A 21,808-nucleotide genomic window follows, 5' to 3' on the forward strand; every position below is an offset into this window, starting at 1 on the left:
TTCAATTAGCTTCCGTACATTTTGATTAGCATTGAATGGGCATGGGGCTGTTGGGCAGTACTTGCACGTTTGAAAGTCCTTTCCGAATCAAATATCCAGAAATGATACTCTCGGTTTCCAAGGTATTTTTTTGTTTGACGATATGGGCCTCGAGGTCTTCGATAGAATTGATGGCCGCTTCTTTTTCGATGAAGGCATAGCCTAGGTAGATGCCCTCTTTTACGGCAATGAGCACGTCTTCTTGTGATGTGCGCCCCTTTTCCTTGATAAAATACGAAGCCTTGTTTTGAAGGGCGGTTTCTATGGCCCGGTTCACTTTTTGGTTATAGGTTTCAATGGTTTCCGCTTTAGTACAAGAATCACTGCAATCTGTACAAAGACCATTGCCGGTTTGTAAATGACAGTACTTGGGGCAGAGTGAGAATGCCTCGCACAATTGTTTTAGAAAGGTGCGACAATCGGTTTGGTTGTAGTATACCTGAATGGGGTCATGAACATTTTTAAGGGTATTATAGGCGAGGTGAAGCAGGCCATTTCTATCTTCATAGCTGAAGATGGCGTACGATTTTGCGAACCGCTTTTGTGCGCTATTGTACAGAGGAAAATGTTTTTTTATGGCTGCAGATTCCATTAGCAAGGCCAACAGTTCATTGCCCGAAAGCTCATGGTCTATTGAGGCAATCTCTCGGCACATGCGTATCTCTTTGGTGCTTTTATCGTAAAAATGGCCCAATACCCTTTTTTTAATATTGATGGCCTTGCCCACATAGATAATGGTTCCCGACTTGTTCTTGAAATAGTAGACGCCCGGTAGTTGGGGCAGGTCGTTGACCATTTCTTTTGATAGCAAGGGAGGAAGCGTGGCTTCTTGACTTCTGGCATTCAAAAAAGCTATGATATGTTGGTCGGCAGACGGTCTTTGCAAAAGCAACTTGAACAGGGTCACAGTGGCCTTGGCATCACCATGGGCCCTATGCCTATCCACAATAGGGATGTTCATGGAAGAGCAGATCTTGCCCAAGCTGTACGAATGGAGCCCTGGCACCAATTTTCTTGAAAGGCGAACGGTGCACAGTTTTTTTCGTGTAAAATCAACACCGATCTGTCGAAACTCTTCTTTGATGACCCCATAGTCAAAGTTGACCGCATGGGCCACAAAAATACAGTCTTTGGTCATTTCGAGGATTTTATCGGCAATATCCTTGAAAAGGGGCGCATTGCGTACCATATCGTCGTCAATACCTGTCAAACCGGTAATGAAATAGGGTATTTCACACTCAGGGTTCACAAGAGAGGTAAATTCACCGACCACTCTTGTACCGTCGAATTTAAAAATGGCGATTTCGGTGATTTTGTTGCCCTTGATACCATTGCCGGTGGTCTCTATGTCGATGATGGTGTAAAGCACGATGCAAGTTACTCAAAAAACCAAGCCCCCCGCTTCTGCGCGACCGTTGTCTCCCCCAAGACTCGGGCCAACGCTCCACGGAGGGCGGGGAATTTTAAATAGATTCATGGCGTGTTTAGAATATCCATAATTGATAGGGGCAGTTTTTTTCGGTATCGTTGGTTCATTTTTAAAAGAAAAGAGAGCTCTGACTCGGTCAGTTCAAATTGTTTTTTGATGTGTTGTATCCTCCTCTCCCCAAGAGTGGCCAATTCGTTCAGTGTTTGAAACTCTTTTGTTTTCATATCGTTTTTGAAAACCCGATACCATACGCTGTATCGGGTTTGACCTACTAACTAACTCAAATGATGAAGTGGGGTGCTGACCAAAAGATCATGGTCGAATTTAGGTTACGATCTAGATAGGGGGCAATACCCATCAATGGGTATTTTGTTGTATGAAAACCTTAGTTTTTTTAAGGTTTGCGCATAATGTTCTTTGAGGTAAATTATTTAAATTTCAGGGCCTCATTTTTATACTTCGAGTACTTCTTCCTTATGTTTTGGTAAAAATCCCTACGAATGGGGATTACAAAAACTATATTCGAAACTTAACTTGCACCAGTAACCAAAAAAATAGTAATCATGAAATCAATTTACCCATTAGCGGCATGTATGATGTTGATTTTTTCTAGTTGTCAATTTTCTCAGTCAGACGATGCCAAGAACCAATCAACATCTGAAGCATCGGTCGTTTCGAAAAACTCAAATATTGACAAAGAAATTCTGTCCTCAAGTTTTGTTATCAACGAAAAAAAGAGATGGCAATTAATTTCTTCTTCACAGAATTATTCTTGTAACTATGCGATCTATGCGAAATTCTATGTCGAGGAGAGTCAGACAGAAGGAGAAGTGACCGTTACGGGAGCAGATTTTATGCTCTTGAACTATAAAAACATCATTTATCTTGGCTTGGATGATGCATTCTTTGAAGAGAAAGATGATGGATTGTTCGTTACGTTGCATGTGAAAGCTTTTGGCAAGTATCATGGCTACCCCAATGATGAGTTTGGTGTGGCAGCCAATGACCCTGATTCATATATAATGAAAAAAAGAGGTTTGAGCTATACAGTGAACGATGAGGAATCATTAAGAGCAAGGAGAATATTATTGCCCATGCACCACATCTCGAAGAAAGAGTACGACAAGCTACCCGAAGATCATAGATATGAAGGTGAGTATCTAGATTCAAAAGACCCGAGTGGGCTTAAAGTGATTTATGCCAAAAGCAATGACAGAAAGGTTTTTGACAGTGAATTTTTCTATAAAGATGGGGTATATGTGCAAGTCAAGCAAGACTATGATGCCCTTGAAGATAGAAAAATACAAATGATGTCACCAGATACCCGGTGTAGGGATGCACTTTTTGAAATAGTAGTTAGAAACTAATGACGTTGAGGCCTCTAATTCTTCTCTTTCTCTATTTTTTTTTAGGAACTTCTTTTTTCTCAGACGAAAGAGTTCTTCGAGAATACTTTGACGAAATTAAGTTGTTGGAGTTTGAAAATGCCAAAAGGAACATTCAGAAATTACCTGATTCTCGGATCAAGGAAAAAATGGTTCTACTATGTGATGTTCTGGTTGACAAAAATGAAGTTATTATCGATTCAACCAAAATCATTGGTAAAAGTAAGGAGATTGAGAAGGCATTGGGCCATTTGATCATAGGGTATTCAAGAATATATGGGAATGAACAGAATGGATTGGCGGCCTTTAAAAATTTCGTTGAGGTTTTAGAGATCGGTGATAGGTTAGAAAAAAAATATATCAGTAAAGCTGCTTTGATTGCCTTGCTTGAGCTGTTCAAGAAAGAAGTTTTTATTGGATCTGCACAATATCAGTACTATTTAGATAGGTTGAAATTACTTTCCAATGATTTACCAGATGAGGTAATATATGCCCTTTACGAGACTATTTTCATGTCAAAGGGCAAGCAAGATTTAAAAGAAAGTCAAGGGTATTCAGAGAGTTTCTTGAAGCTTGATAAGATCGTTCAAAGACTGCCTTCAAATAACAAGTTGCTGGTGAAGTATTATTATGAGAAAGCAATTTATGGAAAGATCAATAAGGATTATGGTTCAGCTTTGTCGAATTTCAGAAAAGTCCACTCCCTGGCCAATAATGTTGACCAATTTGAAGCTCTTAACTGTGTTGTGAACTGGCAGATATCAGATACCTACTTACTTATTCGAAAACTGGATAGTGCCCTATTTTATATCAAAAAATCAGAAAATTGCGCCAAAAGCGTGAAAGATAATTTCTACGATTTGAGATTGAAGTCAGAGATTATGGCAGCCTATGAAGACTTTGAAGAGGCATATACAAGCTTAAGGGCCAGTTTAGATTTGGAATATTCATTGGAATACAAAAACAATACTTTGGAATCTTCGATCGAGACGGTAAAAAATAAAACCGAAAAACTACAATTAGACAATATAACCTTGGAAAACCAGAAAAACAGAATGTGGTACGCACTGGGCTTTTTAGGTGTTATTTTGGTATTGGGAAGCGGTATCGCCATCCTTCTTCAAAAAAACACCACAAAAAAACGTTTGCTGGCTGAACAAGAGGCTCTGCTTAGGCAACAAAAAGTAGAAAACCTACTGAAAGAGCAAGAGCTGGTCAGTATCGATGCCATGATCGCCGGGCAAGAGAAAGAACGTCAAAAAGTAGCGGGTGAATTACATGATGATCTGGGCAGTTTAATGGCCACCATCAAATTGCATTTCGATAATGCCAAGGTGGGCAAGAAAGACCCGGCACTACAAAATGCACAAAAATTATTGGAAGAAGCCTATATAAAAATCCGTGGCATGGCCCATAGCAAAAACTCGGGGGTGATGAGTGACCAGGGTCTGTTGACCGCTATCAAAAAAATGGCCCAAACCATTACAGAGACCAATGCCCTAGAGGTTAAGGTTGAAGACTTTGGCATGGGAGAGCGATTAGAGAACACTTTAGAACTCTCTATTTTTAGAATGGTACAAGAATTGGTGGCCAATGCCATTAAGCATGCCGATGCGACCAAGGTCAACATACAATTGACCCAACATGAAGATACCCTCAACATAATTGTCGAAGATAACGGCAAGGGCTTTGACCGTTCAAAATTAGATACGAACCATTCTGGCATGGGCCTTACCAATACTGAAAAACGAGTGGAACATTTAGGGGGTGGCTTTACCATAGACAGTATAGTAGGCAAAGGCACCTCAATTTTAATCGATATCCCCATATGATTACCGTTGCCATAGCCGAAGACCACCAAGCGCTGATCGATGGTATTAGATCATATGTAAAATATGAAGATGATATCAAGGTTATCGGCCACGCCAACAATGGGGAAGAACTGCTCAAACTGGTGCGGCTCAAACAGCCCAAGGTGGTGCTTTGTGACATTCGTATGCCCAAACTCGATGGTATTGAGGCCACCAAAACCATTCTCAAAGAATTGCCCCATACCAAAGTAGTGGCATTTACCATGTTCGACCAAGATGAGGCCGTAAGGCAAATGCTGGCTGCCGGAGCCCAAGGATATATCCTTAAAAACAGTAGTTTGGAAGTGGTATTGGAAGCAATACGCGCAGTCGCTTCGGGCAAAACCTATTACGATAAAAGCATAAACCAGCCCCAAACTGAAAAGAATAGTTCAAGAAGCATATTATCTGCCCGTGAGCATGAAATTCTTCAATTGATAGCCAAAGGCCGCACCAGCCACCAAATTGCCGACGAACTTTTTATCGGCAAAAGCACTGTGGACACCCACCGGAAGAATATGATACGAAAATTGGGTCTCAGTGGGGCAGGGGAGCTATTGCGTTATGCTGTTGAGAAGAAGTATGATTTTGATTAAAATACCAATTAATGGGTATATTCAGCCATCGGAATTTATGTTATTTTTAAGAAAAAGGTAACGGATGAAAAAAAAGCTCCTATTTCTCTCGGTTTTAATGGTCATAGCAAGTTGTAGTAAAGATGAATCAAATGGCAATGCAGACAATATTCCCATAGACGCCAATGAAAGGCCTCTGGTTTTGGCCCAATCTTTTGAAATCGATGAGAATTCAAGAAATGGAACATCATTGGGGTTCGTTGATGCAGAAGACCCTGATGGAGATGATATTACTTATAGCTTAGAAAGGTCTGGCAATGTATCTTCAATGGGCATAAATATCAATAGAACCTCGGGCGAATTAAGAGTGATAGATTCTGAAATACTTGATTATGAAACTGCCCAATCGATTTCGTTGCAGGTTTTGGTGGGCGATGGCGTTGCCCAATCTTCTGCAACCATTACAATAGTTGTTTTAGACGTTGAAGATGGTCCTTTGACCAATTATCAAAAAGGTTTTTTGGACGAATATCATTACCTGACATTCAAATTGGCCCCTGATGCTTTTGGAGGTACATTGAGCGAAAAGTGGAGCGAAAATATCAAACTCTTTCTCGATGGAGATTTTCCTCAGGGATTTGACCAAACCGTACAACAATATCTAAATGAGTTCAATACATTTTTCGACGATGGATTTCAAATAGAACTGGTAGCAACTATTGAAGAATCAAATGTTCATTTGATTTTTGGTCCTGCATCCTTGGTGTCTCCCGTTTGGCCTGATATGTACAGCCTCATAAGCGGTAATAATTTTGGGGGCTATGCATTGTACGACACCAATGGCGAATACCATATTTTTAGTGGTAGAATATGGATGGGGTCTGAAAGCGAAGCCCTTTTCAAGCATGAGCTTGGCCATATAATTGGGTTAGGGCATACCAGTCAACGTTTTTGTGGTATCATTCCCGAAAGAAGTGTCATGTGTTCTGGGGCAGCAGCACAGTTCAACCCATTTGATCGCGAAATAATAAAAACGCTTTATCGGCCCGAAATTGAAGTTGGCAAAAACATTACGGAATTGCGTCCCATAATCACTGATTTGATCCTTAATGGTGATATCGTACTGTGATGCCGCTAGTTTCGATAGAGAAAAAAAGTGTTTGGGGTCTTCATAAGAATAAAGTCTGGTAGACCTTTTTAGCACGATATTGCGCAAGCAATGGGCGAGAAGTGCGGAGCTGGAGGGATTTTCTAATTTTTCGTAGTTGTTCTTCTGAAATTCTTTTAAAATTGCTTTTATTTTGAGGAGCAATGAGTTCGCTTCTGATTCTGTAAGCATAACAGGTGGTAAACTAAAACCAGAAATCAAAAAATAACCTTTCCCATTTTCCGAACCAATAGGCACTCTTGCATTTTGAAGAGTTTTAATGTCTCTGTAAACTGTTCTAAGGCTTATTTCAAATCTATTTGCAATTTCTTTAGCAGCAATTATTTTTTTGACTGCGATTGAACTAATATAGATGTCAATCGTGTCAGTCTATCCATTTTTAGTTGATTATTTTGGGCATGTGCCTTATGGTTTTGGCTATGATTTGTGGTGGCACTGGCAGTCGACGGATTTCCTGTCGTGGCAAATCTAGCCGTTGATGGTTTCTTAGTTTCAAATTAACGAATTGTAGCCATAAATTAGGGCCCTTGTTAGCAATTGATTAATGTATAGCCAACTGTCCTGATTTCCATACACTTCCGTCAAAATATTTGTCCTAATGGTGAAATAGCAATTCCTACCATCATACAAGGAATTAATTTCTTTTTTCCAACCCGATTTTTTCTACCTATAAACTGAAACAAAACCCTTTCCATTAAGTCAATTTGCCAAGCATGAGCATTATATAAAAAGAAAACGCTGCTACCAAGGAAATCAACGTCAATATTTGAATCGTCACTTTGTTCCACAAAGCTAGAAAAGCAATATTATGTAGGCTTCATTGCACAATAACGTAGGTTTTTGATCCACGTTCTGACTCTTTTATCGACCACCTTCACATCGAGAAGTGTAGCACCACAGTCTGCAATAATCTGCTCCACTATATGGGGTGAAATTGTATGCACCTGGATTGGTGGACGGCCACGGACAATTTTCCAAAATGGTTTTAACCTTTCCATTTTGAAGTTGTACATCTTTTCTGCAAATGATCCTGGTTTGGGGCTGGAGCCTTTTGGCGTGCGTACCTGAAATAGTGCTGTACCGCCGGGCTTAAGTATGCGGAAAAACTCTTTGATGTATTCCACCTGATAGCGTGGTGCCATATGCTGCAACACAATGTTTGTGTATACAAAATCAAAAGTGTTGCTATTTAAACATTCTAGGTTAGGTTCAGTGTTGGTAATGTAAGTGCATTTTTTATCGAATTTATTGTACCCAAGGGCGCCAGTTATCATGGTGTTGGAAATATCCACTCCAGTAACTTGATCAAAGTGATGACAAAGACCTTGGGTCAATCTTCCTACACCACAGCCGAAATCCAATGCAGTGCCATAGCGGATTTCAACATCAAGGTTTTCCAGATAGGCAAACACAGCGTTGATTTCATTTCGCCCTGTCTCAAAAAATTCTTCTGGATCCCATTTATTTCCACGTTTTTTATCATCTGTGAGAATCGCCCAAAGGGGATCGTCTGCTCCGACTTTCTCATAAGCCTTTTGAACATTTTTGAGTGACATAGGTATTGTTTTGATTAATATTCTTATGGATTAAATCATCTTTAAGTTTATCAACTTGTTGCCAACGCCGTGCTATGTGAAGTTGGGCGAACTTTACGGAAATATAAGAAAACCGTTACCGATGTGGCGGTAATTGTGCTTTATATGTTGGTATTGAACCGGTACATTGGTCATCGATAAGGCCATGTACCGGCCGTGAATCGCGGTTTCGTTATAATGGGGTAAATGGAGCTGTACCAATTTACCCCCTACATATATGGAATAGGTGTTATGGATTGTTCCTAAAGACCTTTCGATAGAAGCTATAGGACAGTGCCAATAGCACCAATGCGATGATAGGGCCAAAGAACTGATCGTCCTTGAGATGGATGTGGGCTTCCAATGCCAATACGAAATCAAAGAACAGTCCGGCATAGGCCCACTCTTTGAGAGTGGGCCATTTATTTCCTAAAATTGCGACTACTGCAAGCAGCTTTGCAATGGCTAGGGGCACCACGATTCGTTCATTGTACCCAAAGGCCACAAAATAATTCTGGAATTGCTCGATATCCATAAAATAGCGTGTGGCGGAGGTTACCATCAATAATGAAAGCAATCCCGTAAAGATCCAATACAGTGTTTTGGTCCTCTTTTTCATTGGTATATCCTTTAAATTAAGTATTCAATGTGTCTTGTAGTTTTCTTGGCGCAATCAATCGATATGGGTCACAAGTTCTTTTAAAGGCAACCTGACCTTTTTTTGGTTGGCCAGAAAATCTTTTTCGGCATCCCTGTACCCAAGTGCCAGCAATAGCACACTTTTTAATCCTTTCTCCCGAAGGTTCAGCAGCCTGTCCAGTTTTTCCGGATTAAACCCTTCCATTGGAGTGGCATCTACTTCGGCATTGGCCGCGGCGATCATCCCCGTTCCCAATGCAATGTAGGCCTGTTGGGAGGACCAAATAAAGTTTTCATGGTCCGTTCTGGCCAAAATATGCTGTTCAAGGGAGCTTTTGTAGGAATCCAAAGTGGTTTCGGGCAGTCCCCTTTCCTTTGCCATGAACGCAATGAATTCTGTAATCTGTTCTTTGGTAATTGTTTCAAAGGCAGCAAATGCAATGAGGTGTGAAGCCTCGGTAATCTGGGCGTTGAAGGAATCTCGTGCCAGTTGCCACCTCACCTGTTCATTGTTGATTACAAAGAGGCGATAGGGCTGTAGGCCTGCCGAGGTAGCGGTAAGGCTTATGGCCTTAAGTATTTGATCTATCTTTTTTTTGGGTACTTTTTGTTCATCGTATTTTTTAACGGCGTACCTCCAATTTAGTGTGTCGATTAAATCCATATTCAAAATTGTTTGTGTAAGTAGGTGAATTTTTGTCAAATTTAAATACTTTTGACACATGGTTACTAAAAGTAACAGTAACGTAGAGGTAACAAGGTGACAGAACATGAAGAGCGATAAACAAAAAATACAGGCCTGTAAACATAAGATTCGAGCCATATCAGATACGATGTACGTACTGGGCGGAAAATGGAAGATGCACATATTGGTGGCCCTTTATTTTGGGACTAAACGTTATTCCGATTTGTTGGAGGATGTTGAGGGGATTTCCGGGAAGATGTTGAGCCGGGAACTCAAGGAAATGGAAACCAATCTGCTCGTAAAACGGACGGTTATGGACACTAGGCCAGTTACCGTTACCTATGAATTGACTGAGTACTGTGAAAAATTGGTCCCCGTCATCAGTAACCTTGCAGATTGGGGAACCGCCCACCGGGCGGAAATCCGGAAAAGGTCCAATACATAATTTGACTCTATTAAGTCTTGATTATTAAGGTTTCCCTTTTAGATAAAACAATTGAGAGAAAGAATGACTCATTTTCGGTATTGCTTTTTATCCAAATAAGGATACAACAGAAAAGAATCAATTTTATAATTAACATATAATCAATAAATTACAAGGAAATCGGTGAGTATTTTTTACTATATCAAATGCTCACCGAATAAGCATCTTGGGGTATGCTATTTTTACCATTCAATGAAAGGGAATAAAACAAAAAAACCTGTAAATCAGTAATTTACAGGTTTAATGATTTGAAATGGTGCCACTTCAGTGGAGCCGGAGGGATTCGAACCCTCGTCCAAACAAGCAATTGCTAGGCTTTCTACATGCTTAGTCTTGGTTCAATTTTCGACATACGACCGACCCAAAACCGCCTATCGTATGCTTAGCTTCTTTAGTTTAGGATCGTTACCGAAGCGCAAACGACCCGGTGTTGACTTTTATGGTGCCCTAAAACGAACCGCCGTCAACAAGGGCTGTTCAAGGACATTTAGCTTTCCTGCCTGGCAGGACTAGGCTTAGACTTACTATAATTCAGTCGATTAAGCAGCTAAAGCGTAGTTAGACTCGCCATTTAAAAGGTTGGGATATTGTATTTACGAGCATCATTCCCATAGCTCGACATGCTTACATAGCCATTGGTCTCGCTGTCAAAACCGGTCGGCCCCATATTTTCAAAGAACAATTTTTAAAGGAACGCAAAGTTAGACAAAAGTTTGCGTACCCTTGGCAATCCCCTTATTTTAGGCAAGAATTATACCAGACTTGATGAAATGAGCATAAACAGATTTTATCATTGTGACACCCTTGGATATGATTAAATTTTTTGTGCGAATTACTGAATGTGAAGAAATTTTTATTTGCTTCATCTTCAATCAAATAAAAATTTTGAATAGATGAAATTCGGAATCATTCGAGAATGCAAGAACCCACCTGACAAAAGGGTGGTCTTGCCTCCAGCACTTTGCCAAACTGTCATTGAAAAATACCCAAAAGCGCAAATAATTGTAAAGCCCTCTTCCGTAAGGGCTTTTGCAGATCAGGAATACCGAGACATAGGTGTCGAAGTGGCCAATAAAATGGCAGAATGTGATGTGCTCTTAGGGGTCAAGGAAGTGCCCATTAAAGACCTGATTCCAAATAAAAAGTACTTTTTCTTTTCACATACGATCAAGAAACAGCCCTATAACCGAGACCTACTGCGGGCCATACTTGAGAAGAACATTGAGCTATATGATCATGAGGTGATCACAAGCCTCAAGGGCATTCGACTGGTCGCTTTTGGCCGCTATGCAGGAATTGTAGGTGCTTATAACGGGGTGCGGGCTTATGGGCTCAAATCTGGCCGCTTTGAATTGCCAAAGGCAGAGACCTTGAAAGATCAACAGGCTTTGATTGCTGAACTTCAAAAGATTAAATTGCCCAATATCAAGGTATTGCTCACCGGTAAGGGTAGGGTCGGTAGCGGTGCAAAAGAAATGCTCGATGGCATGAACCTAAAAAAGGTAACGGTCGATGAGTTTTTGCACCAGACCTTTGATGAACCGGTCTATTGCCAAATCGATGCTTCTGAATACAACAAACGAAAAGATGGGGTTCGGGGCAACAAAGCTGATTTTTTTGCCAATCCAGAAGAATACCGTTCTGATTTCTTCAGGTTTGCCAAAGTGACCGATCTATATATCGCGGGCCATTTCTATGGAGATGGCGCCCCATATCTATACACTAGGGAAGATGTAAAGCATCTTGAGTTCAATATCAAAGTTGTTGCAGATATCAGTTGTGATATTGACGGGCCAGTGGCAACCACCATTAGGGCTTCAACCATAGCAAAACCTATCTATGGGTACCATCCACAAAAAGAAAAAGAAGTTGATTATTTGAAGCCAGAAGCGATTGCGGTGATGGCGGTCGATAATCTGCCCGCTGAATTGCCACGGGATGCCAGCAATGGTTTTGGAGAGGCCTTTTCAAAACATGTGATCCCCGCTTTTTTTAATGGAGACAAGGATGGCATCCTCAAGCGGTCCCAAATGACCAAAAATGGCAAGCTCACCAAAAATTACAAGTACCTTCAAGATTATGTTGATGGCAAGGAGTGAGCCCCTGACTATTCAATCGGTATCTTCCAATCTACGACCTGTTGTTTTTTTGGGGCAGAATAGGCCTTCAGGGCCTTTAACTTCAAATCGATATGTTTCCGTTTTTCAAGCGTTTTGATTTGTAGGGTAATCGTCTCACCACTTTCGATTTCAAAAACAGGTGAATGGTTGTAGAATGAAAAGTCCATGGCATTTTCAAAAATCAATTTGTTGCTTGAGCTATTTTTCAGCTTCACTTCAAGAACTGAGGTGTTTCCGATATACCCAACTTTCATTATTTCGACACTTGCTTTGATCAGCGGATTCAAAAATTCCTCTTTTCCTACCAGGAGATTGTCGTAGGTGGCCACGGTTCTGCCTGCAAAAAGGGCTTCCTTGAGGCTTTCAACGCTTCTTTCTTTGGCAAAGACCAAAGTAACGGGGCGGGCATGGCCTTTTTCATGATAGTCCCAGTCGATAAGTCCGTGAATATCGCTGGTGGCCATAATGGTCAAATTGTGTTCCAGGGCCAAGGCGAGGGCCTCTTCAGAATAATCGACCATGTTGATGACCTCGATACCATGAAGTTCTCCATTTTTCATTCTTTCCTTTTGAAAATCGCTTAAAATCGGATTGCCTGTTTCTGATTGGGGATACCATGCCGGATGGTTCCAAAACACAAAGGCCCCTTGTTCTCTAGCAGCTGAAAAGGCATCTTCGGGCTTGTCGTGCAAGAGTTCATTGGCATCTGTTATAAAAACGGCATTGCTATGCCCAACAGGCGCCGAACGGGTAATCTCAGAACCGTTTATAATCATCAGATCATGCTCTTTTGCCTCTTGAAGGGCCAATTCGTACGAACGGTTCCTGTCAGGATGCGGAATATCCACTTTATGGGGTTGGTATTCTAAATGTTCGGTCAGCGAAATGACATCAAGGCTATCTCGAAGGGCTTCCATAACGCGAATGGTCGGCCAGACATATCCATCAGAAAAAACAGTGTGCTGGTGCAAGTCGGCCTTTAAGGTTTTGTACCCCGGTATATCTGGAAAAAATATGGCCCCAGAGCCAGTATGTGAATGATTCTGGGCACTTAGCGAAAAACAAAGCAACAAAGCCAAAATAAGCGTGGTGTCTTTCATCTGAAATAGATTTTATCAAATGTAAGGATTTGAAGGGCTTATCGCAGTACGGAACTGATTCTTTGAAGTTATCAAATGATTAATTGAACGGGTTTTCCGATTTTTGATCCATGAACCCAGCAGAAGACTACATACTTTCACAAGACGAGCCCTTTAAAAGTATTTTGTTGCAGCTTCAGGTGGTCATCGAAGGGCTGTTTCCTGAAATAGAGTTGAAATATAAATACAGAATACCCTTCTATTATTTCAAAAAGACACCTTTCTGCTACCTCAATGTGCCCAGGGGCAAAAAATATGTCGATGTCGGTTTTTGGGCCTCTGCACATTTGACGAAGCATCTAGGGCATATGGTCACTGAAAAACGTAAGGTGTTGCGGTCATTGCGCTATCGTTCACCTGAAGAAATCGATGAAAAAATCTTGACCGAGATATTGCATGATGCCTATGCTGTAAAAGAAAAGGGGTTTTGGAAGAACTAACTCATTTCGTTCACCACTTTACGTAACGCTACCAAGTCAGTCAACAATTTTTCCAGCAAGCTCAAATCGAGCATATTGGCCCCATCGCTTTTGGCGTTGGCCGGGTCAAAGTGGGTTTCCATAAAAATACCATCCACACCGGTGGCGATACCTGCCCGGGCCATGGTGCCGATAAGTGCCGGGCGACCGCCTGTTACCCCTGAGGCTTGGTTGGGCTGTTGCAATGAATGGGTCACATCGAGTACGACCGGTGCATATTGTTGCATAGTGGGAATTCCGCGAAAATCAACGATCATGTCTTGATACCCGAACATTGACCCTCGCTCGGTGATCATGGCCTGTTCATTGCCAGTTTCAATCACTTTTTTTACGGCATGCTTCATGCTTTCAGGGCTCATGAACTGCCCTTTTTTGAGGTTGACCACTTTGTTCGTTTCGGCGGCTGCGACGACCAAGTCGGTCTGTCGTACCAAAAAGGCGGGTATCTGAAGCACATCGACATATTCGGCCGCCATTTTTGCATCTTCTGGCACATGAATATCGGTGACAGTGGGCACCTTAAAGGTTTCCGATACTTTTCTTAAGATTTTCAGTGCCTTTTCATCGCCAATTCCTGTAAATGAATCCACACGGCTTCGGTTCGCTTTTTTAAAACTTCCTTTGAACACATAGGGAATTCTCAGCTTATCAGTCACCTCGACAATATGCTCGGCGATACGTAGGGCCATTTCTTCGCCCTCAATGGCACAGGGGCCAGAGAGCAAAAAGAAATTGTTGCCATTAGAATGTTTGAGTTGGGGAATATGGGATAAATCCATAAAACATATTTTTACAAAGGTATCTTTTTGGCTTGAAAATTGATGATATCCACAAAATCTTGAAATTTTGACAATGAGAACTGCCCTGACCGTTTTTTCACTACTTTTTCTAAATGCCCTAATGGCCCAAAACCAAAAAAAAATAGAAGACCAGTTTTTGCTGAATGTAGCTTGGCCAGGGGTGTCTTATGAATTTGGTATTGCTACGAATACATCCATAAGACTCGATGCGGCTACTTCATTGGGCGTGATTTCTTTCGATAACAGTGGTTTTGACCTTTACCCCAGATTTGATGCCCAATTGCGCAGGTATTACAATTTTGACAGAAGGGCGAAGAAAGGAAAGCTGGTCAAGGGCAATTCAGGAAATTTTTATGGGATCAACATGTACTATACCTCTGATATTTCTTTGCTCGGTAAGGACTTCGAGCCTGATCTAGCGAATATCATTGTATTCGGCCCAGCTTCTTTTGAAACTTTCTATATCGGGTTGACGTATGGCTTGCAGCGCACCTATACCTCGGGCTTCAATTGGGGACTGCAGTTTGGTATTGGCGCAATTTCAGTGGATTACACCGATACGGGAAGTGCAGTGACGGTGACCGATCAATTTTCGGTTTATCCGAATCTTAGGGTGACCATCGGATGGGTTTTGGGCAAAAAAGACTGACCTATTTATGGTGGTCGTGTCGTCTGTGGATTTTATTGCCTTACCTTTGCATCCTCAAATTTAGGCATGCAAACAATAAAGAATATCGCCATCATAGCCCATGTTGACCATGGCAAGACCACCTTGGTCGATAAGATCATGTACCATTGCCGTCTGTTTCGTGAGAACGAGAACAAGGGTGATCTGATTCTCGACAACAATGACCTTGAACGTGAACGGGGTATCACCATCGTGTCAAAAAACGTATCGGTGGTATACAAAGACACCAAGATCAATATCATCGATACCCCGGGCCACGCCGATTTTGGGGGCGAGGTAGAACGGGTGCTGAACATGGCCGATGGCGTGCTGCTATTGGTCGATGCCTTTGAAGGCCCAATGCCACAGACGCGTTTTGTATTGCAAAAGGCCATTGATTTGGGCCTGAAGCCCTGCGTCGTCATCAATAAGGTAGATAAAGAAAACTGTACCCCTGAAGAAGTGCACGAAAAGGTTTTTGACCTGATGTTCGAATTGGGAGCAGAAGAATGGCAACTTGATTTTCCGGTGGTGTACGGCTCGGCCAAGAACAATTGGATGGGCGAAGATTGGAAAACACCTACCGACTCAATAGCGCCATTGTTGGATATGGTCATAGAGCACATTCCTGAATTCAAGCCAGAAACGGGCAGCACACAAATGCTGATCACTTCCCTTGATTTTTCTTCGTATACGGGGCGTATCGCCATTGGGCGCCTGCAACGGGGAACGTTGAGCGAAGGCCAGAATGTTTCTTTGGTCAAAAGAAATGGGGACATTGTAAAATCTAAAATCAAAGAGCTCTTTGTTTTTGAGGGATTGGGGCGAAAAAAGGTCGAAACCGTTGCCGTAGGTGATATTTGTGCCATAGTGGGTATGGAAGCCTTTGAAATCGGTGATACGGTGGCCGATTTTGAAAATCCCGAAAAATTACGGACGATCGCCATTGACGAACCGACCATGAGTATGCTCTTCACTATCAATGACAGTCCGTTTTTCGGCAAAGATGGCAAGTTTGTTACCTCACGCCATCTAAAAGAACGTTTAGAGCGGGAGCTGGAGAAAAACTTGGCCCTTAGGGTCGAGGAAACCGATAGCGCCGATAAGTTCATGGTATATGGGCGGGGCGTGCTGCATCTCTCGGTATTGATCGAGACCATGCGCCGCGAGGGCTATGAATTACAGATAGGACAACCACAGGTCATCATCAAAGAAATCGACGGGGTAAAATGTGAGCCGTTCGAACAAATGACCATTGATTTACCAGAAGGGGTTTCCGGCAAGGCGGTGGAGATGGTCTCTATCAGAAAAGGAGAAATGGTGAGTATGGAAGCCAAGGGTTCACGAATGCTCTGTGAGTTCATCATTCCGTCAAGGGGTATTATTGGTTTGCGGAACCAATTGTTGACGGCAACTGCTGGCGAGGCCATCATGGCCCATCGATTTTTGGAATACCAACCCATGAAGGGTGAGATTTCGCAGCGGATCAATGGTTCGTTGGTCTCTATGGAAAATGGTACGGCGATACCCTATTCCATAGACAAATTGCAAGAACGTGGCAAATTCTTTATCGATCCCGGTGAGGAAATTTATGAGGGACAAGTAATCGGTGAGAACTCACGTCAAGATGATATGGTGGTCAACGTCACCAAGACAAAAAAACTGACCAATGTTCGGGCCGCTGGCTCAGATGATAAGTCGCGAATCGTACCGGCCATCAAATTTTCATTGGAAGAAGCCTTGGAATATATTCAAAAAGATGAGTTGGTCGAAGTGACTCCCAATCATATTAGGCTGCGAAAAATACAGTTAAAAGAGGTCGATAGAAAACGTAGCAAAGCGGTTTAGACTTCTTGATGGTGGTGTTCCCGTAAACAAGAAACGGCAGCACCGATGATGCCTGCATGGTTCATGAGTTCGGCTTTGACTACATGGGTCTCTACATCGATCAAATGGCTGTACTGATTCCATTTCTTTGAAATTCCCCCGCCGATAATAATCAGATCGGGAGAAACCAAAAGCTCGACGAAGGTCAAAAATTTGTTAAAGCGCTTGCCCCACCTTTCATACGATAGGCCCTCGCGTTCCATTGCAGAACTTGCTGCCCAATCTTCAATCTTTCTATATTTTTTATAGGGGATTTGCCCCAATTCGAAATTCGGGATCAATTTTCCGTTGTAGAAGGCCCCACTGCCCAGACCGGTACCTACGGTGATCATGATGACAAAACCATCTTTTCCTCTTCCCACACCATAGTTCATCGATGCATAGCCCGCGGCATCGGCATCGTTCACAACGGTAAAGGGTTGTCCGGTAGCTTGGCTGAACAGTTCATCAACATTGACCCCTACCCAGCTCTTGTGAAGATTTCCCTTTGAAATACAGACTCCGTTTTTGACGATGGTAGGGAAACCACAACCCACGGGCCCCTTGTAGTCAAAGTGTTCGACAAGTTGTGCCACCACCTCGGCCATGGCCTTGGGTTTTCGTGATTCGGGAGTGGGTATTCTATGTCTTTCGGTAAGAAGTTCACCAGTATCACTGTTTACCAAGGCACCCTTGATTCCTGAGCCACCGATATCGATTCCTAAAAGTTCCATAATGGGGTAAATTATTTATGGTGGCAAAGAAACAAAAAGTTTAACGGATTAAGAAGAAATGAAGGCATGCCATATTGTGGATTTTCTTCAGAATATGATTATTTCTTCTAAAAATTTGATCGTATTGAACAATTGTTTTCTAGGGGCGCGCCAGCTAAAGTATGTTGATATTTGCTTTTCGATACTCTTCAAGATTCTCACATTTGGGATCCAGTTCTGTTACCAAGGTATCGATGGTGTTGATGTCACAGATTTTGTAGCGGTTTGAAGTGTTCAATTTTTCTGATATGGTAAGGGAGACCGTTTTTTTGGAAGCCCGTATCATCGCTTTTTTCATTTGGGCGATTTCCCAATCCACCTCGGTGATACCTTTTTGAATATCGATATAGCCTGTACCCAAAAAGCAAATATCGGCCTTGATTTCTGACAAGATATTTATTGAACTGCCACCGGTGGCCAATTGCGATCTTCTTGAAAGCTTGCCACCGATAAGATATACCTCATAGCGCTCAGAAGTGTTGTTGATCAATTCAATGGCCATGGGCAAACTCGGGGTGAAGAAAGTCAGGTCAAGCTTTTTGGGAAGCAGTTTTACCAATTCAATGTTGGTCGATCCGCCACTTATCAATATAACATCTCCTTTTTTCAATAATGATATGCCCTTTTGGGCTATCGTCGATTTGCTGCCCAGTTCATAGATTTCCCTTGATCGGTCAGAATACACATTGAATCCGTTTGAAATGGCACCCCCATGTACCTTTCTGAGCTTTTTTAAAGAATCGAGCTCTTTGACATCTCTTCGTACCGTATCAACAGAGACATTGAGCATACTCGACAAATCGGTCAATAGCACCCTATTGTGTATATGTACTTCATTGAGAATGATATGATGCCTTTTCTTTTTATCCATGAAAACAAATATAAAAATCTTTTTTGCCATTAAAAACGGCAAAAAGATACTTTTCTGATATCTAATAATGTTAATTTATCCATTTTGCAATAAATTATTGCATTAAAACATTGCAAAAATTGAATTATTATGCTAGGTTTGTTTGCAAAGCTCACTAAAAGAACACGATTATGAAAAAAGCACAGTACCGGCTGCTGTTTCTGTTTATGATTTTATTTGCGCATATATCTTTTGCGCAATCGGTCACGATTTCAGGAACGGTCAGCGACAGTGAAGGCCAGCCATTACCAGGGGCAAGTGTCTTCATCAAGGGCACTTCCATTGGAGGTGTGACCGATTTTGATGGGAATTTCAGTTTTGTGGCAGATGATACGGCCAGCAAAACGCTCGTCATCAGTTATATTGGCTTTAAGAGCCAAGAGATAGCGCTTACCGGGCAAGACCAACAGTTGAATGTAACATTGGCCGAAGATTCCAACAATTTGGATGAGGTAATTGTTGTGGGATCCTCGTTGACCCAAGAGCGCAAGAAATTGGGCAACGCCATTACGACCGTCAAGGCGGTTGAATTGACCAAAGTGGCCCCTCCAAACGTTATTACCTCCTTACAGGGTAAAGTACCCGGCGCACAGATAACACAAAACTCAGGTGATCCTGCCGGGGGATTTTCCATTCGCCTGAGGGGGGTGAGTACCATACAAGGGTCTTCTGAGCCCCTTTACGTAGTTGATGGGGTCGTGGTCAGTAACCTTACGACCAATGTGACCAATCTAAATGTTCCTGCCGGGGATGCCAGTCCGGGGCAAAACAGAATGGTCGACATCAACCCGAACGACATCGATAACATAAACTTGCTCAATGGCGCGGCAGCGGCAGCCATTTACGGTTCGCGGGCGTCAAACGGAGTGGTGATCATTACCACCAAAAAAGGAAGGTATACCGAAGATGGTCCTGAAATGTTTTTTAAGAGTACCTTCAACGTAAATACCGTTCGAAAAAAACTGGATCTTAACTTGAGGGGTGAAGAATTTGAGACCATCGCCAACAGCCCACTTACGGGAAGGCTATGGCCCATCTTTGGTTTTAACCCCGATACGGGCGACCTGACCCCCTTTAGGTTCCTCTCTTCAAACAAGTTCAATACGACCAGGTACGATTATCAAGATGATATCTTTCAAACAGGTTTAGGCACCGACAACTATTTCTCAATTAGCGATGGCAATGAAAAAATGAATTACCATGCTTCCATTGGCTATTTGGCCAACGAGGGAATTATTAGGAACACCAATTACCAACGCCTGTCTGCACGTGTTAATTTTTCTCACAAGATAGCCGACTGGATCTCTTATGACCTTGGCCTTTACTTTGCCAATAGCAATTCAGACGAGAAACCTGACGGCAATGTATTTTGGAGCCCGATAAATTCGGTGAACATTACCAATAATGTTTTTGACCTATCGCAAAGAGATTCCAATGGAAACCTGTTGGCAGTTGAGCAAACCAGGGTAAATCCGTTGAGCATTATTGAAACCTTTGACATCACGCAAAAGGTGAACCACTTCATTCCGAGTCTTCACGTGAGGATCAACCCAATCGAAAACCTTACTATCGATCAGATTTTGGGTGTTGACACCTATAACCAAGAAGGCAATATTTTTATCCCGATATATCCCTACGAAAATGTGAATCCGGCCTATTTCAATTTAGGATATAGGGGAGAGGCCGAAGCCAAGGTGTTCAATTGGAATTATGATATCAATGTTACCTATGACTGGGACATATCTTCAAAACTGAATTCACAGACCACGGCCGGATACAACTTTCAGGCCAGTGAGCTGGAGTTTGACGGAACCCAAGGAAGGGATTTGGACGCTTCTGGCGACCCTACCGTACCTTTGCAAACACAGCCTATTGATTCAAACCTTGATATTTTTGGTGTCTTTTTGCAAGAGACGTTATCATACGATGACAAACTATTCCTAACCTTGGCGGGAAGGATAGATGGTGCGACCAACTTCGATGTTGATAACCGAACAAACTTCTATCCTAAAATATCCGGCTCCTACCTGATATCCAATGAGCCCTTTTGGTCTGAAAACAGCTTTATAAACTCAGCGAGATTAAGGGCCTCATATGGTGAGGCGGGTAACCTGACTGCAATCGGACCGTATGCGAGATTTGGAAGTTATACGTCCATCGACTTTTTGAGCGATATCACCTTACAGCAGAACAACCGCTTGGGCAACGAAGATTTGGTTCCCGAACGCACCAAAGAATTTGAGATAGGTGCGGATCTGAGCTTTTTTGATAATCGGGCAGGATTACTGTTCTCATATTATAGCCAAAACATTGAAGACCTGATTGTCAGTAGGGTGTTGGCGCCATCAATTGGTGGTGCATCGCGTATCGAAAATGTAGGTACCATGGAAAACAAGGGTATAGAGATTTTCGCAAGGGTGACCCCAATAAAAACACAGGATTTGACCTGGAACGTAACGGCCAATTTCAGTAGAAACCGAAACGAGGTCATAGAGACCATCGGAGGCGATATTACTATTGCCAACGTCGCTGGGGCACCGCCGGTAGTGCAAGAAGGACAGCCATTGGGGGTATTCTTCGGAACGTATTTTGCACGGGACGATAGTGGAGATTTGATCTTGACCGATTCTTCAACCGAAGGGGTTCCTGCAGGTGTTCCCCAGGTAGAACGGGGTGATTTGGCTACAGGCCAGCCACAACGTGATGCAAACGGCCAACCTACGGGTGATGTACTGCGAAGGGTGATAGGCGATCCAAATCCTGATTACATTTTAGGGTTTGGCACAGATCTTACCTATAAGAACTTCTCGTTTTCAATGCTTTGGGAGTCAGTACAGGGTGTTGACATTTTCGATGCAGATAAGCGAACCCGACAAGGGGTCGGTCTAGGTAGGCTCGCCGAGCAAGAGCTTACGGGAGAGCTTCCCAGGGGTTATATTGCAAGTATTTACCCCATTGAGGAATTCAGGATGGAAGACGGTTCATTTGTCAAACTCAGGGAACTGGCCTTTACGTACGAGTTTCCATCCTTATTCAATGATAGGTTAAAAAATACAAGGGTTTCCTTGATCGGAAGGAACTTGATTTCATTCGATGATTTCTTCAGCTATGATCCCGAGACCAATGCCGGAGGTCAGTCGAACCTGCTCAGGGCAGTGAATTTTGGTAATGTTCCCATTCCTGCCACTTTTGCCCTATCTGTAAGTACTAACTTTTAAAAAAAGAG

19 protein-coding genes, 1 other RNA gene and 1 pseudogene are annotated in these 21,808 nt (G+C 42.4%); 10 read left to right on the forward strand and 11 right to left on the reverse strand.

Annotation, left to right across the window (positions count from 1 at the left end; all coding sequences use genetic code 11):
- Positions 1 to 25: 25 nt before the first annotated feature.
- Entirely contained in the window at positions 26 to 1,408 is a 1,383-nt protein-coding gene (locus L0P89_RS11890; protein ID WP_235265316.1) for an exonuclease domain-containing protein, read from the reverse strand.
- Positions 1,409 to 1,512: 104 nt separating this feature from the next.
- Positions 1,513 to 1,692: a hypothetical protein gene (locus L0P89_RS11895; protein WP_235265317.1), complete on the reverse strand. Its 180-nt coding sequence runs from the start codon at positions 1,690 to 1,692 to the stop codon at positions 1,513 to 1,515.
- Positions 1,693 to 2,031: 339 nt separating this feature from the next.
- Between L0P89_RS11895 and L0P89_RS11900 the strand changes: the two genes are divergently transcribed.
- From L0P89_RS11900 to L0P89_RS11915, 4 genes are all read left to right on the forward strand, one after another.
- On the forward strand, positions 2,032 to 2,835 hold the full coding sequence (locus L0P89_RS11900) for a hypothetical protein (RefSeq protein ID WP_235265318.1): 804 nt from the start codon (positions 2,032 to 2,034) through the stop codon (positions 2,833 to 2,835).
- A 167-nt stretch (positions 2,836 to 3,002) separates the two neighbouring features.
- Positions 3,003 to 4,685, forward strand: coding sequence for a sensor histidine kinase (locus L0P89_RS11905; RefSeq protein WP_235265319.1), 1,683 nt, complete (start codon positions 3,003 to 3,005; stop codon positions 4,683 to 4,685).
- Entirely contained in the window at positions 4,682 to 5,299 is a 618-nt protein-coding gene (locus tag L0P89_RS11910; protein ID WP_235265320.1) for a response regulator, read from the forward strand. Before L0P89_RS11905 ends, L0P89_RS11910 begins: the two co-directional genes overlap by 4 nt.
- Positions 5,300 to 5,363: 64 nt before the next feature.
- Entirely contained in the window at positions 5,364 to 6,407 is a 1,044-nt protein-coding gene (locus tag L0P89_RS11915; RefSeq protein WP_235265321.1) for a cadherin domain-containing protein, read from the forward strand.
- A 297-nt stretch (positions 6,408 to 6,704) separates the two neighbouring features.
- On the opposite strand, the pseudogene L0P89_RS17000 reads toward L0P89_RS11915, so the two are convergent.
- The 4 genes and pseudogenes from L0P89_RS17000 to L0P89_RS11935 all read right to left on the reverse strand — a co-directional run.
- Positions 6,705 to 6,806, reverse strand: a pseudogene (locus L0P89_RS17000) (hypothetical protein); the annotation flags it as partial.
- A gap of 446 nt (positions 6,807 to 7,252) precedes the next feature.
- Positions 7,253 to 8,002: a class I SAM-dependent methyltransferase gene (locus L0P89_RS11925; protein ID WP_235265322.1), complete on the reverse strand. Its 750-nt coding sequence runs from the start codon at positions 8,000 to 8,002 to the stop codon at positions 7,253 to 7,255.
- Positions 8,003 to 8,270: 268 nt separating this feature from the next.
- Complete coding sequence (locus L0P89_RS11930) at positions 8,271 to 8,639, reverse strand: DoxX family protein (protein WP_235265323.1); 369 nt, start codon at positions 8,637 to 8,639, stop codon at positions 8,271 to 8,273.
- 54 nt (positions 8,640 to 8,693) lie between these two features.
- Complete coding sequence (locus L0P89_RS11935; RefSeq protein WP_235265324.1) at positions 8,694 to 9,323, reverse strand: NAD(P)H-dependent oxidoreductase; 630 nt, start codon at positions 9,321 to 9,323, stop codon at positions 8,694 to 8,696.
- A gap of 106 nt (positions 9,324 to 9,429) precedes the next feature.
- Between L0P89_RS11935 and L0P89_RS11940 the strand changes: the two genes are divergently transcribed.
- Positions 9,430 to 9,789 carry a winged helix-turn-helix transcriptional regulator gene (locus tag L0P89_RS11940; RefSeq protein ID WP_235265325.1) on the forward strand — a complete coding sequence of 120 codons (360 nt, stop codon included), beginning with the start codon at positions 9,430 to 9,432 and terminating at the stop codon, positions 9,787 to 9,789.
- Between the two features lie 304 nt (positions 9,790 to 10,093).
- On the opposite strand, the gene ssrA is transcribed toward L0P89_RS11940, so the two are convergent.
- Positions 10,094 to 10,493: a transfer-messenger RNA gene (ssrA, locus tag L0P89_RS11945) on the reverse strand.
- Positions 10,494 to 10,721: 228 nt separating this feature from the next.
- Between ssrA and L0P89_RS11950 the strand changes: the two genes are divergently transcribed.
- Complete coding sequence (locus L0P89_RS11950) at positions 10,722 to 11,927, forward strand: NAD(P)-dependent oxidoreductase (protein ID WP_235265326.1); 1,206 nt, start codon at positions 10,722 to 10,724, stop codon at positions 11,925 to 11,927.
- Positions 11,928 to 11,935: 8 nt separating this feature from the next.
- Here the strand turns inward: L0P89_RS11950 and L0P89_RS11955 are convergent, their stop codons facing one another.
- A complete protein-coding gene (locus L0P89_RS11955; RefSeq protein ID WP_235265327.1) occupies positions 11,936 to 13,048 on the reverse strand; it encodes an Sb-PDE family phosphodiesterase in 1,113 nt (370 codons plus the stop codon).
- A gap of 110 nt (positions 13,049 to 13,158) precedes the next feature.
- Here L0P89_RS11955 and L0P89_RS11960 point away from each other — a divergent pair, with 110 nt between their 5' ends.
- On the forward strand, positions 13,159 to 13,527 hold the full coding sequence (locus L0P89_RS11960; protein ID WP_235265328.1) for a DUF1801 domain-containing protein: 369 nt from the start codon (positions 13,159 to 13,161) through the stop codon (positions 13,525 to 13,527).
- Here L0P89_RS11960 and kdsA read toward each other — a convergent pair.
- A complete protein-coding gene (gene kdsA / locus L0P89_RS11965; protein ID WP_235265329.1) occupies positions 13,524 to 14,345 on the reverse strand; it encodes a 3-deoxy-8-phosphooctulonate synthase in 822 nt (273 codons plus the stop codon). The genes L0P89_RS11960 and kdsA overlap by 4 nt on opposite strands.
- Before the next feature lie 73 nt (positions 14,346 to 14,418).
- Here kdsA and L0P89_RS11970 point away from each other — a divergent pair, with 73 nt between their 5' ends.
- Positions 14,419 to 15,015 (forward strand): hypothetical protein, encoded by a 597-nt coding sequence (locus L0P89_RS11970; protein WP_235265330.1) that lies wholly within the window; start codon positions 14,419 to 14,421, stop codon positions 15,013 to 15,015.
- 66 nt (positions 15,016 to 15,081) lie between these two features.
- On the forward strand, positions 15,082 to 16,881 hold the full coding sequence (gene typA / locus L0P89_RS11975; RefSeq protein ID WP_235265331.1) for a translational GTPase TypA: 1,800 nt from the start codon (positions 15,082 to 15,084) through the stop codon (positions 16,879 to 16,881).
- Here typA and ppgK read toward each other — a convergent pair.
- A complete protein-coding gene (ppgK, locus tag L0P89_RS11980) occupies positions 16,878 to 17,633 on the reverse strand; it encodes a polyphosphate--glucose phosphotransferase (protein ID WP_235265332.1) in 756 nt (251 codons plus the stop codon). The genes typA and ppgK overlap by 4 nt on opposite strands.
- A 154-nt stretch (positions 17,634 to 17,787) precedes the next feature.
- Positions 17,788 to 18,543: a DeoR/GlpR family DNA-binding transcription regulator gene (locus L0P89_RS11985; protein ID WP_235265333.1), complete on the reverse strand. Its 756-nt coding sequence runs from the start codon at positions 18,541 to 18,543 to the stop codon at positions 17,788 to 17,790.
- A gap of 170 nt (positions 18,544 to 18,713) precedes the next feature.
- On the opposite strand from L0P89_RS11985, the gene L0P89_RS11990 reads away from it, so the two are divergent.
- On the forward strand, positions 18,714 to 21,800 hold the full coding sequence (locus L0P89_RS11990; RefSeq protein ID WP_235265334.1) for a SusC/RagA family TonB-linked outer membrane protein: 3,087 nt from the start codon (positions 18,714 to 18,716) through the stop codon (positions 21,798 to 21,800).
- Positions 21,801 to 21,808 lie beyond the last annotated feature (8 nt).

It is taken from the genome of Muricauda sp. SCSIO 65647 (assembly GCF_021534965.1).
GTDB lineage: Bacteria > Bacteroidota > Bacteroidia > Flavobacteriales > Flavobacteriaceae > Flagellimonas_A.

Coding starts and splice junctions, on each gene's coding strand:
- L0P89_RS11895 (WP_235265317.1), bottom strand. CDS start 1,692: ATGAAAACAAAAGAGTTTCAAACACTGAACGAATTGGCCACTCTTGGG.
- L0P89_RS11900 (WP_235265318.1), top strand. CDS start 2,032: ATGAAATCAATTTACCCATTAGCGGCATGTATGATGTTGATTTTTTCT.
- L0P89_RS11905 (WP_235265319.1), top strand. CDS start 3,003: ATGGTTCTACTATGTGATGTTCTGGTTGACAAAAATGAAGTTATTATC.
- L0P89_RS11910 (WP_235265320.1), top strand. CDS start 4,682: ATGATTACCGTTGCCATAGCCGAAGACCACCAAGCGCTGATCGATGGT.
- L0P89_RS11915 (WP_235265321.1), top strand. CDS start 5,364: ATGAAAAAAAAGCTCCTATTTCTCTCGGTTTTAATGGTCATAGCAAGT.
- L0P89_RS11925 (WP_235265322.1), bottom strand. CDS start 8,002: ATGTCACTCAAAAATGTTCAAAAGGCTTATGAGAAAGTCGGAGCAGAC.
- L0P89_RS11930 (WP_235265323.1), bottom strand. CDS start 8,639: ATGAAAAAGAGGACCAAAACACTGTATTGGATCTTTACGGGATTGCTT.
- L0P89_RS11935 (WP_235265324.1), bottom strand. CDS start 9,323: ATGGATTTAATCGACACACTAAATTGGAGGTACGCCGTTAAAAAATAC.
- L0P89_RS11940 (WP_235265325.1), top strand. CDS start 9,430: ATGAAGAGCGATAAACAAAAAATACAGGCCTGTAAACATAAGATTCGA.
- L0P89_RS11950 (WP_235265326.1), top strand. CDS start 10,722: ATGAAATTCGGAATCATTCGAGAATGCAAGAACCCACCTGACAAAAGG.
- L0P89_RS11955 (WP_235265327.1), bottom strand. CDS start 13,048: ATGAAAGACACCACGCTTATTTTGGCTTTGTTGCTTTGTTTTTCGCTA.
- L0P89_RS11960 (WP_235265328.1), top strand. CDS start 13,159: ATGAACCCAGCAGAAGACTACATACTTTCACAAGACGAGCCCTTTAAA.
- kdsA (WP_235265329.1), bottom strand. CDS start 14,345: ATGGATTTATCCCATATTCCCCAACTCAAACATTCTAATGGCAACAAT.
- L0P89_RS11970 (WP_235265330.1), top strand. CDS start 14,419: ATGAGAACTGCCCTGACCGTTTTTTCACTACTTTTTCTAAATGCCCTA.
- typA (WP_235265331.1), top strand. CDS start 15,082: ATGCAAACAATAAAGAATATCGCCATCATAGCCCATGTTGACCATGGC.
- ppgK (WP_235265332.1), bottom strand. CDS start 17,633: ATGGAACTTTTAGGAATCGATATCGGTGGCTCAGGAATCAAGGGTGCC.
- L0P89_RS11985 (WP_235265333.1), bottom strand. CDS start 18,543: ATGGATAAAAAGAAAAGGCATCATATCATTCTCAATGAAGTACATATA.
- L0P89_RS11990 (WP_235265334.1), top strand. CDS start 18,714: ATGAAAAAAGCACAGTACCGGCTGCTGTTTCTGTTTATGATTTTATTT.